At 63.1% G+C, this 14,429-nt stretch carries 16 protein-coding genes; 7 read left to right on the forward strand and 9 right to left on the reverse strand.

The window, feature by feature from the left end; translation table 11 throughout:
• Window positions 1-560: 560 nt before the first annotated feature.
• From ACFIQF_RS23975 to ACFIQF_RS24000, 6 genes are read left to right on the forward strand one after another with little or no spacing between them, the layout of a single operon-like run.
• Window positions 561-1,532 (forward strand): Bug family tripartite tricarboxylate transporter substrate binding protein, encoded by a 972-nt coding sequence (locus ACFIQF_RS23975; RefSeq protein WP_393946146.1) that lies wholly within the window; start codon window positions 561-563, stop codon window positions 1,530-1,532.
• A 6-nt stretch (window positions 1,533-1,538) separates the two neighbouring features.
• A complete protein-coding gene (locus ACFIQF_RS23980) occupies window positions 1,539-2,294 on the forward strand; it encodes a sterol desaturase family protein (protein ID WP_393946148.1) in 756 nt (251 codons plus the stop codon).
• A 12-nt stretch (window positions 2,295-2,306) separates the two neighbouring features.
• A complete protein-coding gene (locus tag ACFIQF_RS23985; RefSeq protein WP_393946150.1) occupies window positions 2,307-3,251 on the forward strand; it encodes a fatty acid desaturase in 945 nt (314 codons plus the stop codon).
• 6 nt (window positions 3,252-3,257) lie between these two features.
• The gene (locus ACFIQF_RS23990) at window positions 3,258-5,195 is read left to right on the forward strand and encodes an iron-containing redox enzyme family protein (protein ID WP_393946151.1); all 1,938 of its coding nucleotides are present in this window, start codon (window positions 3,258-3,260) and stop codon (window positions 5,193-5,195) included.
• A 1-nt stretch (window position 5,196) separates the two neighbouring features.
• A complete protein-coding gene (locus ACFIQF_RS23995; RefSeq protein ID WP_393946152.1) occupies window positions 5,197-6,123 on the forward strand; it encodes a DUF6999 family protein in 927 nt (308 codons plus the stop codon).
• Between the two features lie 54 nt (window positions 6,124-6,177).
• Window positions 6,178-6,687 carry a gamma-glutamylcyclotransferase family protein gene (locus ACFIQF_RS24000; protein WP_393946155.1) on the forward strand — a complete coding sequence of 170 codons (510 nt, stop codon included), beginning with the start codon at window positions 6,178-6,180 and terminating at the stop codon, window positions 6,685-6,687.
• Between the two features lie 18 nt (window positions 6,688-6,705).
• Here the strand turns inward: ACFIQF_RS24000 and ACFIQF_RS24005 are convergent, their stop codons facing one another.
• The 9 genes from ACFIQF_RS24005 to ACFIQF_RS24045 all read right to left on the reverse strand — a co-directional run bounded on the left by ACFIQF_RS24005 (window position 6,706) and on the right by ACFIQF_RS24045 (window position 12,487).
• The gene (locus ACFIQF_RS24005; protein ID WP_393946156.1) at window positions 6,706-6,984 is read right to left on the reverse strand and encodes a hypothetical protein; all 279 of its coding nucleotides are present in this window, start codon (window positions 6,982-6,984) and stop codon (window positions 6,706-6,708) included.
• Between the two features lie 102 nt (window positions 6,985-7,086).
• Window positions 7,087-7,749, reverse strand: coding sequence for an urease accessory protein UreG (gene ureG / locus ACFIQF_RS24010; protein ID WP_393946157.1), 663 nt, complete (start codon window positions 7,747-7,749; stop codon window positions 7,087-7,089).
• The gene (locus tag ACFIQF_RS24015; protein ID WP_393946181.1) at window positions 7,746-8,477 is read right to left on the reverse strand and encodes an urease accessory protein UreF; all 732 of its coding nucleotides are present in this window, start codon (window positions 8,475-8,477) and stop codon (window positions 7,746-7,748) included. The genes ureG and ACFIQF_RS24015 overlap by 4 nt, the downstream gene beginning before the upstream one ends.
• Window positions 8,449-8,991 carry an urease accessory protein UreE gene (gene ureE / locus ACFIQF_RS24020; protein WP_393946182.1) on the reverse strand — a complete coding sequence of 181 codons (543 nt, stop codon included), beginning with the start codon at window positions 8,989-8,991 and terminating at the stop codon, window positions 8,449-8,451. The genes ACFIQF_RS24015 and ureE overlap by 29 nt, the downstream gene beginning before the upstream one ends.
• Before the next feature lie 5 nt (window positions 8,992-8,996).
• On the reverse strand, window positions 8,997-9,506 hold the full coding sequence (locus tag ACFIQF_RS24025; protein WP_393946158.1) for a GNAT family N-acetyltransferase: 510 nt from the start codon (window positions 9,504-9,506) through the stop codon (window positions 8,997-8,999).
• 15 nt (window positions 9,507-9,521) lie between these two features.
• Entirely contained in the window at window positions 9,522-11,240 is a 1,719-nt protein-coding gene (gene ureC, locus ACFIQF_RS24030) for an urease subunit alpha (protein WP_393946159.1), read from the reverse strand.
• 1 nt (window position 11,241) lies between these two features.
• Window positions 11,242-11,547, reverse strand: a complete 306-nt coding sequence (locus tag ACFIQF_RS24035; RefSeq protein ID WP_393946160.1) for an urease subunit beta — start codon at window positions 11,545-11,547, stop codon at window positions 11,242-11,244.
• A gap of 13 nt (window positions 11,548-11,560) precedes the next feature.
• Window positions 11,561-12,169, reverse strand: a complete 609-nt coding sequence (locus ACFIQF_RS24040; RefSeq protein ID WP_393946161.1) for a HupE/UreJ family protein — start codon at window positions 12,167-12,169, stop codon at window positions 11,561-11,563.
• A gap of 15 nt (window positions 12,170-12,184) precedes the next feature.
• Window positions 12,185-12,487, reverse strand: a complete 303-nt coding sequence (locus ACFIQF_RS24045) for an urease subunit gamma (protein WP_393946162.1) — start codon at window positions 12,485-12,487, stop codon at window positions 12,185-12,187.
• A gap of 622 nt (window positions 12,488-13,109) precedes the next feature.
• On the opposite strand from ACFIQF_RS24045, the gene urtA reads away from it, so the two are divergent.
• Window positions 13,110-14,381, forward strand: coding sequence for an urea ABC transporter substrate-binding protein (gene urtA / locus ACFIQF_RS24050; protein WP_393946163.1), 1,272 nt, complete (start codon window positions 13,110-13,112; stop codon window positions 14,379-14,381).
• Window positions 14,382-14,429 lie beyond the last annotated feature (48 nt).

A 14,429-nucleotide genomic window follows, 5' to 3' on the forward strand; every position in this document is an offset into this window, starting at 1 on the left:
GACTGGCGCTGCATATCTACGCGACAGGTTGCAAGCCTCAGGGAGTTCCCTGCATACGCCAGCCCTGATCGGGCCATCCCCGAACGCTTTAACGATACAAGCGAGTTTCGCCGCACGCCGGCGTTTGTTGTGGCCGCAGGTTGCCCCGAAAGATTCGCTACGCGAAGCTTTCGGGGACGCTGGATGTGGGGCAGATTTTTCGCCTCCCTTTTTGGCTGGGCAAAAAGGGGGTCGCCTGCCGGGGCGAGTCCCGGCCAGCCGCCGCAAGCAATGCCCACCAACGCCAGTTAAAAACTATCCTACCAGCGCAAAGCAAGCCCCACATTGCCCATGCAAACGCCACCCCCAACCGGCCACGCTGCCGGCCCTCAGCGACACCGAGGCCGATGGAATCCCACCACACTCGGCTATCAGCCCCGCCCCCCACATCACAATTGGCGATAATCTGCAACGCACCCGGCAAGCAGCCGGTGCGTTTTCTCTGGCCTGTGGCGGAATCGGCGGACATACAAACGCATAAACCTCCCACCGCGCAGGCTCCAGCTACCACGGAGTATTCAATGACCTTCACCCTGCCCCGCCGCAGCCTGCTCACCGCTGCCCTCGCAGCCACCTGCATGGCGTCCGGCGCTTTTGCGGCCGACAAATGGCCGAGCAAGCCGCTGCACCTGATCGTGGGCTTTCCCGCCGGCTCTTCGCCTGATCTGACCGCCCGCGCCCTGGCCGAGCCGTTGGAAAAAGCCCTGGGCCAGACCATCATCGTCGAGAACAAGGTCGGCGCTGGCGGCAACATCGCTGGCGAATACGTGGCCAAGGCCGACGACCACACCTTCAGCGTCATGATCAACGGCAATATGACGATTGCCCAGCTGCTGAACCCAGCCGTGCGCTACAACCCGCTGACCGATCTGCAGCCCGTCAGCCTCATCGGCGTGGCCCCGCTGGTGCTGGTGGCACCGGCTTCGGCCCCCGAAGGCAAGGCATTTTTTGACGCCGGCGCCCAAGCCGGCAACAAGTGGAGCTATGGCTCGCCCGGCGTTGGCACCGTGGGCCACCTGGGCATGGAACTGCTCAAGAGCCGCTCCAAGCTCAAGCCCGAGCACATTCCCTACGCCGGCTATCCGCAAGTCTTCAACGGCATCCAGGGCGGCGATCTGCAGCTGTCCATGCTGCCGCCTGCGCTGGCCATGGCGCAAATCCAGGCCGGCAAGCTGCGCGGCGTGGGCGTTACCTCGGCCGCTCGCAGCCCGCTGGCACCCGGTCTGCCCAGCCTGAAGGAATTGGGCGTAGGCAACTACGATCTGGAAATCTGGAACGCCGTCGCCGCGCCCAAATCCATGGCCAAGGCCCATGTCGAGAAGCTGGCCACTGCCGTGAGCGAGATCGTGCGCACGCCTGAAATGCGCGCCAAGCTCTCGGCCCAAGGCTGGCAAGCCGTCGGCAGCTCGCCCGAAGGCCTGAAGAACCGCATCGATGCCGATGTCAAGGCGCTCGGTACCATCATCAAAGAGCAAAACATCCGCGCGCAATAAAGAGTGATGACAGCAGCCCAAGCTTTTACCAACCTCTCTGCCTGGCAGGTCATGGCTTGGGGCTTGCTGTTTTTCAGTGCGCTCTACCTGGCTGGCGGCTTTGGCATGAGCGCCCTCACCCGCTTTTTGCAAAAGCACGGCATTGGCAAAGTGCTCGACACGCGCCCGCTCAAGCCCGACCAGCTGCAGCGCGAATGGCGCCAGTCTTTCCACTCCATCCTGATCTTCGGCCTGGGCATGATCGTGCCCTGGGGCTTTGTGCAACTGGGCTGGGCGCACTTTGCCGTCAACCCCAGCGGCTGGCAGATCGCCATCGAGATCTGGGTGCTGCTGATCTGGAACGACGTGCATTTCTGGATCAACCACCGCCTGCTGCACACGCGCTGGTTCAAACGCTTCCATGGCGATCACCACCGCTCGGTCGTCGTCACGCCCTGGTCCACGTACAGCTTCCACCCGGTCGAAGCCATGATGATGGGCAACGTCATCCTGCTGCCCATGGTGCTGCACGACTTTGCCTTCTGGTCGCTGGCCTCGGTGCCGGTGTTCAGCATTTTCCTGAACGCGGTCGGCCACTCCAACTACGATTTTTTCCCCAACACCGGCCCGCGCCACCCGCTGGCCGCCAGCCGCCGCCACCACTTGCACCATGCGCGGCCGGCAGGCAACTACGGCTTTGCCTTTGCCTTCATGGACCGCTTCCTGCGCAGCGAAGCCGATCCGCTGCCGCAGCGCCCGGCGCCTGCGCGCTCCTCGTCCTGAACCCTTGTTTGCATGCCGCGCAGCGCCAGCACCTCAAGCCCTCTTGTTCTGCCTCGGCTGCGCCACTGGCGCGATTGGCAATCGCTGCTCTACCTCACGGCGCTGCCGCTGATCGTCTGGTGGCAATGGCAGCACGGCTGGGTGTGGTGGCTGTACGCGGTGGAGCTGTTTTTGACGCTGGGCGTCGGCGTCATCCACCACAACCACACGCACTTGCGCATGTGGCGCGGCCCGCACAGCCGCTGGGCCAACCGCTTGACCGATTACTGGCTCACGCTACTGCAAGGCCATCCCACCTTTGTATTCTGGCCAGCGCATGTGGCCAACCACCACCGCTACAAGCACAGCGAAAAAGACATCGCCCGCACCTACCGTTTTGGCGGCGACACCAACCACCTCTGGGGCTACCTGCTGCACCCGCTGCAAGCGGCATGGGTGCTGTACCCGCTGTTCATCCGCTGGCTGGGCAAGCTGCGCCGCCATGCGCCCGGCGCTTTTCGTTATTGCATGGGCCAGTACGTGCTGTGGCTGGGCAGTTGGGCGCTGCTGCTGGCGCTGGATTGGCAAAAGGCCTTGCTGCTGGTGATCTTGCCGCAGTTGCATGGCCTGCACTGGCTGCTGGCCACCAACTACTTGCAGCATGCACACGCCGACGGCCGGCGCATCAGCAGAGCGCAGCGCGATACCGCCGGTGCCAAACTGAACTACGCGCGCAATTTCGAAGGTCTGGTCAACCCCCTGCTTTTTAATATTGGCCTGCACACCGCGCACCACGAATGCCCGCATGCGCATTGGTCGCAGTTGGGCGGGTTGCACGAGCGCATTTACCGCGACCGGGTCGATCCGGCGCTCAACGAGGGAGGCCTGCTGCCGTACATGGCGCGGGTATTTGTCGGTGGTCTGCTATGGCGGCCTTTGCGCAGCCAATCGCTGATGCCACCGCTGGAGAAAAAGTAGTCGCCTATGCCAGTTGCTTATTCGCAAGTCTATGTTCAGTCTGCCGGGCTCTTCATGCCAGGTGAGCCGGTCGCCAACGATGCCATGGACACCTATGTGGCGCCGCTCAACCGGCTGTCCGAGCGCATCAAGCGCCGCATCCTGGCCGAGAACGGCATCCAGCAGCGCTACTACGCCATTGCGCCCGATGGCAGCACCGTTTTCAGCAACGCGCAAATGGCGCAGCGCGCCATCGAAGCCTGTTTGGATCTGGCCGGCCGCAAGCTGGCTGACGTGGGCTACCTCGCCAGCGGCTCCTCGGGTGGCGACACGCTGATGCCCGGCTTTGCCAGCATGATCCAGGGCGAAATGGCCGCCCCGCCGATGGAGCTGCTCAGCGTGCACGGCGTGTGCGCAGCCAGCGTGGGCGCACTGCAAGGCGCTGCGCTGGCGGTAGAGCACGGCCAGCATGCCAACGCGCTGGCCGTGGCCAGCGAAATGCCCTCGCGCCTGTTCAAAAAATCGCGCTACGCTGCGCAAGGCTACGACACCGATTTCGATGCGCATTTTCTGCGCTGGATGCTGAGCGACGGCGCTGGCGCCGTGCTGCTGGGCGCAGCCGCGCCTATACCACAGCGCCCCGACCTGTGCCTGAAACTGCGTTGGACGCACCAGCGCAGCTTTGCCGGCGACTACCCGGTCTGCATGCAGCTGGGCCTGACGCACGACCGCGCCCGCAGCCACCTCGATTTCCCTTCTTGGTCCGAGGCCGAAGCTGCTGGCGCCTTGGCTTTGCGCCAAGACATTCGCCTGCTGCCGCATTTGTTCGACGTCTGCATCCACGAGTACGCCCGCATCGCCCACCAGGGCTGGCTGCCCGAGCGCGGCATCGACCACTTTCTCTGCCACTACTCGTCCGAAAAATTCATCCCCGTGGTCGATGAGCTGCTGAACAAAGCCCAGCTCGCCATCCCGCGTGAGCGCTGGTGGAGCAACCTGGCCTGGCGCGGCAACACGGGCGCGGCGTCCATCTTCGTCATGCTGGCCGAATACCTGCAAACCCAGCATGCGCAGCTCAAAGCGGGCGACACCATGCTGTGCTTTGTGCCCGAATCGGGCCGCTTTACCGCAGGCTACATGCTGCTGGAAGTAGAAGCCCGGGCCGATGCCGGCCAAGGCAAAACCAGTGTCGCCACGCCCGCAAAACCCCACGCAGAAGCTGCGCCAGCGGCGGAACAGATCGAGCCGCCGCACGACCCAGCCACCGCGCCCGCCGGCCTGGCGCCGCTGCTCACCGAGCTGGCCAGCATTTGGCACGACTACCGCTCGCAAGTCTGGCGCACGCCGCTGGTGCAGCGCATTCGCAGCGGCCGCATGCAAAGCGCCGACTATGTGCGCTGGATGAGCCAGTGGATTCCGCAGGTGCGCGAAGGCAGCCTCTGGATGCGCGAAGGCGCCGCCTCGCTCACCGGCGACTACGCCGAGCTGGCCTCGCTCATCGGCGTGCACGCGGGCGAAGAGCAAAACGATTTCAAAATTCTGCACCAGGACTATTTGAACGCAGGCGGCACCGTCACCGACATCGCACAACTGCAGCGCAACCCCGGCGGCCAGGCGCTCAACAGCTACCTGCACAGCCTGGCGGCCACCAGCAACCCGGTGGGCCTGCTGGGCGCCATCTACATCATCGAAGGCACGGGCCAGCGCATTGTGCCGAGCCTGCTGCCGCTGCTGCGCCAAAGCCTGGCGCTGGGGCCGGAGTGCTTTCGCTTTCTGGAATACCACGGCGCCAACGACGAGAACCACCTGGAGCGCTGGCTGCTGGCCGTGCAAATGGTGATGGCGCTGGAAGACCCGGCCCAGGCCGGCAGCGCGGCCCGCGCCATCACCGCCACGGCGCGCCACACTGCGCAGCTGTATCTGATGCAGTTCGCCCATATCCTGGGCGACACGGCCAAGGACTGACATGACCGATTTCCGCGAAATCCCACACGACGAGCGCGACCCCAGCCCCTGGCTGGCGCTCTACCTCGACGACAGTACGCCGCTGCCCGACCATGTGAAGGCCGCCTGGCTCAAAGACTCCAGCAGCCGCTCGCGCCAGTTTCTGCTGCCTTTTCTGCGGCCGCTGGCGCGGCTGTCGATCATCCTGATCCAGATCCTCAAGGTGCTGCTGCCCAAAAGCTGGGCGCACTCCAAACTGCTGCACCGCACCCTGGCCTTCAGCATGAACCGCTTTGTCTCGCCCGAGGCCAACTGGCTCATCATGCGCCACTTCCACCTGGGCTCGCAGATCCTCAGCTTCATCGGCGCGAATGCGCCCACGCCCGTGCCCACCAAGCCGCTGGAGCCACAGACCATCGACGACATCAAGGACGAGCTGTTTCTCAAGCACGACCTGAACCTGTTCAACTTTGTCATCCGCCTCAACACCTCGCTGCGCAGCCGCGGCGAGCACATGGGCCCGGTGGCCGAGCCTGATTTCTCCATGCTCCGCGACCCGCCGCTGGCGCTGGAAGACATGCCGCACGGCGCGCTGAACATACTCGATCTGCAATCGGCCATCGAGGTCTACACGCCGGTCTACCAGCTGCTGCTCACCGACAACGATTTCTGGCGCGCCAGCAACTCCTTGCAGCTCGACGAGACCGTGGCCATCTACGCGGCCAAAATTCTCTCCTCGCCCGAGCACCTGGTCATGCTCAACAACAAACACCCGCTGGTGCCGCTGTCTACCTTGCGCGCCGGCCACCGCCTGGTGCTGCACGGCCTGTCCACCGAAATGCTGCACTGCCTGCTGATGCGCATGGCCACGGGCGAAACACCGCTGCCCAGCCGCGAGATTGCCAAGGTCAAAAAGGCGGCAGAACAAGTCATGGAGCACCGCGACTGAGCCTTGCCCTGGCAAGAAAATTGCTTGATTGCAGCGCAACCATTTTTAGCCACCATGACCGAGACACCCAGCCCAGCGCCCGCCCCTTTTTCCGCCCCAGTCTGGAGCGCCTGTGGCGCTCGCCACGTCGCCGTCTACGGCACCTTGCGTGCCGGCGGCGTTAACGACATTTGCCGGCTCGATCCGGACATCATCTGCCTGGGCCAGACCACGCTCAGGGGCAGCCTGTACGACCTGGGCTGGTACCCCGGCCTGAGCCTGCAAGGCACGCAAGCCGTGCTGGCTGAGGTCTACCCGATTGACGACGCGCTGGAGCAAGCGCTGGACGGCATCGAAGGCATCTGGCCGCGCGACATGGGCGAGTACGCCAAACGCCTGCTCACCCTGCCCGTGCACTTGCACGGCGGCACCGTTCAAACCATGGAACTGCTGGTTTACGAAGCGCTGCCGGCTACGGTGCAAGGGCGGCCCGGCATTGCAGCATCTGACTGGCTGGCCTGGTACCAGGCCCAAGGCCGCGTTCACCCCGACACCGCTTTTGCCTTGAACAGCGCGCAGGCTTGAGCAACTATCCGCTGCGGCTCACAGGCAGCGGAAATTCAGCGTGTGCTTGGGGAAGACGCTACCGCCAAAGGCGGTGCGCTCGTTCTTGTCGGAGATGACTTGCACGGTCTTGCCCATGCTCTGGCACTTGGCCTGTGCGGCCTCGTGCGTCTTCGTGCGCGTATCGCCCAAAGTGCGCGAATCGTCGCCGTTGGCGCTCACGCTGTAAGTGTTCTGCCCGGTCTGCGCAATATCGCTGGTGCTCACGCAGCCGCTCAACGCCAAGGCCAGGCCCCAGCCCATCCAAAAAACTTTCATACCACCTCCTGTTCAGACGCCTGCAATCTCCGTTGCAGGCGCGGCGATGGTAAGGGCCGCCGCGCAGGCCGCCAAATGCGGCCTGTCGCGCCTTTGTCTGGCTCAGGCGGCGAGCAAGCCTTGCTTCTCAATAAAGGCCACCACTTCGTCCAGCCCGTCCAGGGTTTTCAGGTTGGTCATGACAAACGGCTTCAAGCCTTTGGGCGTGGTGCGCTGCTTCACCGTATCGCTGCGCATGATCTCCAAGTTGGCGCCCACGTGCGGTGCCAAGTCGGTCTTGTTGATCACGAACAGATCGCTCTTGGTAATGCCCGGCCCGCCTTTGCGTGGAATCTTCTCACCTGCGGCCACGTCAATCACATAGATCGTCAAATCGCTCAGCTCCGGGCTGAAGGTGGCGGCCAGGTTGTCGCCACCGGATTCGATGAACACGATGTCCGCATTCGGAAACTGCCCCAGCATGCGGTCAATCGCTTCGAGGTTGATCGACGCATCTTCGCGGATCGCCGTGTGCGGGCAACCACCTGTTTCCACGCCCATGATGCGCTCGGCCGGCAGCGCGCCGCTGATGGTCAGCAGGCGCTGGTCTTCCTTGGTGTAAATGTCGTTGGTAATCGCCACCAGGTCCCACTTGTCGCGCATGGCTTTGCACAGCATTTCGAGGATGGTGGTCTTGCCCGAGCCGACCGGCCCGCCAATGCCTACGCGCAGCGGCGGCAGCTTTTTTGTGCGCTTGGGAATGTGGTGCAGTGCAGGGGTGTTCATGATCTGAAAAGGCGTGAATACTGGTGTTCGTGCTGGGCTGACAGAATCGCCAGCATCGGGGAAAAAGCTTGTCGCGCCTGCTCTGGCAAGGCCAGCGCGTACTCGACAGCAGCGGGAATCTCTTGCGTCAAACGCGCCAGAATGCGCTGGCCAGCGCTCTGGCCCAGCGGCACGGCTTTGATGGCGGCTTGCACCATGTTCTCGGCCCAGCCAAACGCAAAGGCCAGCAGCGCATCGCGTGCGGCAGCACCGGTGCAGTGCGCAGCAAACGAGAAAGCCAGCGGGTAACTCGCATCTTGCGCGGCCAGCCAGCGGGTGCGGGCCTGCAGCTCGGCATCGTCGGCATAACGGTTCTTCAACCACTCCACCAAAGAGCGGCCCATCTGCTCGGTTTGCAAGCGCAGCTCGCTGGTCTCGCGCGTGCTGCGCACCCACTGGTTGAGCGCGGCAATGCGCTCGTAATCGTCGCGTTGCCAAGCAGCCAGTGCTTGTGCAATGGCCGCCATATCGCCACGCGCCTGCGCCAGTTGCAACTGCTGCAGCAACCACTGCGCGGCCTCGGCTTCGTTCGTCACCAGCGCTGCGTTGATGGCCGCCTCCAAACCTTCCGAGTACGAAAAGCCGCCAATCGGCAAAGCCGGCGAAGCCAGCCACATCAGCTGCAAAAAGCTTTGCGCGTTGGTGGCGGCAAACGCTGCCTCAGTGTTCATGGCTGTGCCCGTGGTCATACCCATGGCCGTGCGCATGCGCGTGGCCGTGGTGGTGACTGTGGCCGTCGTTGGTGACATGGCCGCCGTAAGCGCCGCCTTCGGGCTCAAACGGCAGATCGGCCTCGGCCACCGTCATGTGCATGCTGCGCAGCATGTCGGCCAGCACATGGTCGGGCTCGATCTTCAGGTGGTCGGGCTGCAGCTCAATCGGCACATGGCGGTTACCCAGGTGGTAGGCTGCGCGCATCAAATCAAACGGCGTTCCGTGCTCGGCGCAAGCGGTGATGTGCAACACCTTTTGCGGCGCAGCCAACACGCGGATCAGCGAGCCGTCTTCGGCCACCAAGACATCGCCACCGCGCACCGCCTGGCCGCGTGGCAAAAACACGGCCAGCGCACGGCCCAGGCTGTCGGTGGCGGCAAAGCGGCTTTTCTGGCGCACATCCCAGTCGAGCTCCACGCTGCTCGCGCGCTTGAGCAAAACCGGCGCCAGGCCGTGGCCGCCTTGCAGGCATTTGGAGACTTGCAGCATCTCGCTCATGCCGGCACCGCCTGTACAGTCGGAGCAAGCTCGCACGTCATGAAACAGCTGTTAGGGTCCAGCACGTAGCTGCCAAATGGCTCGCACAGCGCAAAGCCATTGCGCGCATAAAACTGGCGCGCAGGGGCAAAGAAAGCTTCGGTGCCGGTCTCCAGGCTGATGCGTTGCACACCGCTCGCCTGCGCTTGCGCAATCGCATGCTCCAGCACTTGCTGCGCAATGCCTTTGCCGCGCAATGCGGCGCTTACGCGCATGCTCTTGAGCTCGGCATGACCAGGCTCCAGCTCCTTCAAGGCGCAGGTGCCCACCAGGCGCAAATCTATATCGCCATCGTTCTCGCTCAACCAGGTGGTCCAGAACCGGATGCCCGGCTGGCGCAGCTGGGTCACGTCCAACGCATGCACGCTCTCGGGCGGCGAGATGCGGTACATGTCGTCCAGATGCTCTTGCAAAAAGGCGACCACGCGCGGATCGGTGGCGGGGTCCAGGGTGAAGTACAGCTCCATGGCTTGCTCTAACTCTCAAAACAAAAAATAACGCTGCGCCAGCGGCAGGCTGCTGGCGGGCTCGCAGGTCAGCAGATCGCCATTGGCACGCACGGCGTAGGTTTGCGCATCCACTTCCATGCGCGGCGCCAGATCGTTGTGGATCATGTGCTGCTTTTGCACGCCGCGAATGCCTTTCACCGCCGACAGTGTTTTGTGCAGGCCAAAGCGCTGGCCAATGCCTGCCGCCAAACCGGCTTGCGAAACAAAGGTGAGCGAGGTCTTGGCAATGGCTCCACCAAAGGCGCCGAACATGGGCCGGTAATGCACGGGCTGCGGCGTGGGGATGGACGCATTCGGGTCGCCCATGGCAGCCATGGCGATGAAACCGCCTTTCAAAATGCAAGCCGGTTTGACACCAAAAAACGCGGGCTTCCAGATCACGATGTCGGCCCACTTGCCCACTTCGATGCTGCCCACTTCGTGGCTGATGCCGTGCGCAATGGCGGGGTTGATGGTGTACTTGGCGATATAGCGCTTGATGCGAAAGTTGTCGTTGCGCGCACCGTCGCCGCTCAAAGCACCGCGCTGCAGCTTCATCTTGTGCGCGGTTTGCCAGGTGCGCAAAATCACCTCGCCCACACGGCCCATGGCTTGGCTGTCTGAGCTGAACATGCTGATCGCGCCAATGTCGTGCAGTATGTCTTCGGCCGCAATCGTCTCCTTGCGGATGCGGCTTTCGGCAAAGGCCAAGTCTTCGGCAATGCCAGCGTCCAAGTGGTGGCACACCATCAGCATGTCGACATGCTCATCGAGCGTGTTGATAGTGTAAGGCCGCGTGGGGTTGGTAGAGCTGGGCAGCACATTCGCCTCGCCCACCACTTTCAAAATATCGGGCGCATGGCCGCCGCCCGCGCCTTCGGTGTGGAAGGTGTGGATGGTGCGGCCCTTGAAGGCGGCGACGGTGTCTTCGACAAAGCCGCTCTCGTTGAGCGTGTCGGTGTGGATGGCCACTTGCGTGTCCGTCTCTTCCGCCACATCGAGGCAGTTGCTGATGGTCGCTGGCGTGCTGCCCCAGTCTTCGTGCAGCTTCAGGCCGATTGCGCCGGCGCTGATCTGCTCGTGCAAGCCCTGCGGCAAGCTCGCATTGCCCTTGCCCAGAAAACCCAGGTTCATCGGAAAGGCGTCGGCCGCTTGCAGCATGCGCTCCATGTTCCAGGGGCCGGGCGTGCAAGTGGTGGCGAAGGTGCCGGTCGCCGGGCCGGTGCCGCCGCCAATCATGGTGGTCACGCCGCTGGTCAGCGCCTCTTCAATCTGCTGCGGCGCGATAAAGTGGATGTGCGTATCTATGCCGCCTGCGGTGACGATATTGCCCTCGCAGCTGATGATCTCGGTGCCCGGGCCAATGATGATGTCCACGCCCGGTTGCGTGTCCGGATTGCCGGCTTTGCCAATGGCAGCAACGCGGCCGTTCAGCAAACCAATGTCGGCCTTGACGATGCCCCAGTGGTCGATGATCAGCGCATTGGTCAGCACTGTGTCCATCGCGCCTTGCTCGCGGCTGCGCTGGCTTTGCGCCATGCCGTCGCGGATGGTTTTGCCACCGCCAAACTTCACCTCTTCGCCATAGCCGCCTGCGGCGAGCGTGAAGTCTTTTTCCACTTCCACGATCAGCTCGGTATCGGCCAGACGAACGCGGTCGCCCACGGTCGGGCCAAAGGTTTCGGCGTAGGCGCGTCTTTCCATCGTTGCCATATCAGAGCGCTCCTTGAACCAGGCCGCGAAAGCCGTAGATTTTTCGGTCGCCGCCAATCTCGACCAGCTCCACCGTGCGTTGTTGGCCGGGCTCAAAGCGCACGGCCATGCCGCTGGCAATGTTCAGGCGCATGCCGTGTGCGGCGGCGCGGTCAAACTCCAGGCCGGCATTGGTCTCAGCAAAGTGGTAGTGCGAGCCCACCTGAATCGGCCGGTCGCTGGCGTTGATGACAACCAGCTGCTGCGTGCGCCGGCCTGGGTTGAGCACATGCGCGCCCTCGTCCAACAAAAGTTCTCCAGGAATCATGGCGTGCTCCGTGTCAGGCCAGGCGGGTCAGCATGAAGGCACCGAGCGCGGCAGTCGCTGCACCGCCCACTTTCGCCAACCACTGGTGGCGCTGCATCAGCGCCTTGCCCAACACCATGCCAGCCACATGCAGCAAGCCCGAACCCAGCGCCATGCCAGCCAATGCGGCCAGTGCCGATGCACCTGCGCCGCCCGCCAGCTCGTAGCCGTGGGCCGCTCCATGGAAGAAAGCAAACAACCCGGCCAAGGCCGCAGCCAATACCCAAGGCATTTTCTTTTGTACCGCCACCAGCAAGCCCAGCACCAGCACCGAGGCCGCAATCATCGGCTCCACCCCGGGCACCGACAGGCCGGAAAAACCGGCCGCTGCGCCAGCCACCAGCAACGCCACAAATGCGGCAGGCGCACGCCATGCGGGCGTGACCGTCAACGCACTCCATGCGCCCACGGCCAGCATGGCGGCCAAGTGATCAGCGCCGGTAAACGGGTGCGCAAACGCGTGCGCTGCCGTGTCGAGAAAGTTGTGGTGACCGCCAGCATCCGCACCCACATGGGCCAGAGCAGACAAGGGCAGCGCGGCCGCAGAGGCCGCCAAGGTGGCAAGGAGTTTGGGCATTTTCATAGTCAGGTGCTGGCTTTAAACAATGGGTTCGTGCACGGTCACCAGCTTGGTGCCGTCGGGGAAAGTGGCTTCGATCTGGATGTCCGGAATCATCTCGGCAATGCCGTCCATCACATCGGCGCGCGTCAGCACCGTGCGGCCTGCGCTCATCAGCTGCGCCACGGTCTTACCGTCGCGCGCGCCTTCCATCACAAAGGCGCTGATCAGGGCCACCGCTTCGGGGTAGTTCAGCTTCAGGCCGCGTGCCATGCGGCGCTCGGCGAGCAAGGCGGCTGTGAAGATCAGCAGCTTGTCTTTTTCGCGAGGGGTTAATTCCATTCCGTTTCACTCCATAGCTCGATAAGTCAGCTCGCGCAGCCCGCATTCGCAGGCTGAACGCGGGGGTCAATTCCATTTCGCGCCGCTCCATTGCTTTCAAATTGGCTCGCGCAGTCGCGACCGCGCGACTGAACGCGGGGAGTCAGTTCCATTTCGCTTCGCTCCATACCTCTAAAAATATGCCCGCGCAGCCGCGACTACGCGGCTGAACGCGAGGAGTCAATTCCATTTCGCGTTGATCCATAGCTCGATCAATCAGCTCGCGCACTGCTGTCTGCGCGCCTGACAGCCAGCTTGCAAAAAGCGGGCCAACCGTGCACACACTTGGAACAGCGGCACCAGAAACGGGCAGCACCACCCGTCGCCATGCACCAAACTGCGCAGAGTCGGCAGCGCGCACCCAGCTTCGGTGCATGTGCACCAAACACGCTCCAGCGTGGCGCACCAAGCTGGCGCACGCCCGGTGCCAAAAGCTGGCCAGCGCCAGCAGACCGGCCGGCGCGTGCTTGGCGAGTGCACCTACTCACTCCTCATGCACGAGGCATAAAAACAGAATTGGCACGCCTATTGCACTGCAGCATGCACGGTCGATCGTGACCGAGCTTTTTGTTGGAGTGGTGCAATGAACCGTCGTGGAACCCTGAACGTCCTGGCCGCCTCTGTGGCTGTCGCTTTCTCCTTCTCGTCCCCTGCACAAGCGCAGGACACCATCAAAGTGGGGGTGCTGCACAGCCTCTCGGGCACGATGGCGATCTCGGAAACCGTGCTCAAGGACACGGTGCTGATGGCGATTGACGACATCAACGCCAAGGGCGGCGTGCTCGGCAAAAAGCTGGAGCCCGTGGTGGTGGACCCGGCCTCCAACTGGCCGCTGTTTGCCGAGAAAGCCAAGCAGCTGATCACGCAAGACAAGGTGGCCGTGGTGTTTGGCTGCTGGACCAGCGTGTCGCGCAAATCGGTGCTGCCGGTGTTCGAGCAGAACAATGGCCTGCTCTTCTACCCCGTGCAGTACGAAGGTGAAGAGCTCTCCAAGAACGTGTTCTACACCGGCGCTGCGCCCAACCAGCAAGCGATTCCCGCCGTCGAATACCTGATGAGCAAAGAAGGCGGCGGCGCCAAGCGTTTTGTGCTGTTGGGCACCGATTACGTCTACCCGCGCACCACCAACAAGATCCTGCGCGCCTTCCTCAAATCGAAGGGCGTGAAGGAATCCGACATTCTGGAAACCTACACCCCGTTCGGCCACAGCGATTACCAGACCATCGTGGCCGATATCAAAAAGTTCTCCAGCGGCGGTAAAACAGCGGTCATCTCCACCATCAATGGTGATTCGAACGTGCCCTTCTACAAAGAGCTGGGCAATGCCGGCCTCAAGGCCAAAGACGTGCCGGTGGTGGCCTTCAGCGTGGGCGAAGAAGAGCTGCGCGGTGTCGATACCAAGCCGCTGGTGGGCCACCTGGCCGCCTGGAACTACTTCCAAAGCGTGAAGAACCCCACCAACACGGCCTTCATCCAGCAGTGGAGCGAATACGCCAAGGCCAAGAACATTCCCGGCCACAAGGACAAGCCGCTCACCAACGACCCGATGGAAGCCACCTGGATCGGCATTCACATGTGGAAGCAAGCTGTCGAGAAGGCCAAGAGCACGGATGTGGACAAGGTCATCGCTGCCATGGCCGGCCAAACCTTTGCCGCGCCCGATGGCTTCACCGTGAAGATGGACGAGAAGAACCACCACCTGCACAAGCCGGTGATGGTGGGCGAGATCAAGGCCGACGGCCAGTTCAACGTGGTGTGGAAAACCAAGGGCCCCGTCAAAGCCCAGCCCTGGAGCCCGTTCATCGAAGGCAACGACAAGAAGAAGGACGAACCGGACGGCAAATCCGCCAGCTGATCTGCCTTGCTCCCTCTCCCCGTTTGGCCCCCGCTCCCGCCAGCGGGA

Source organism: Comamonas trifloxystrobinivorans, from assembly GCF_043359985.1.
In the GTDB taxonomy this organism is placed as follows: domain Bacteria; phylum Pseudomonadota; class Gammaproteobacteria; order Burkholderiales; family Burkholderiaceae_C; genus Comamonas; species Comamonas trifloxystrobinivorans.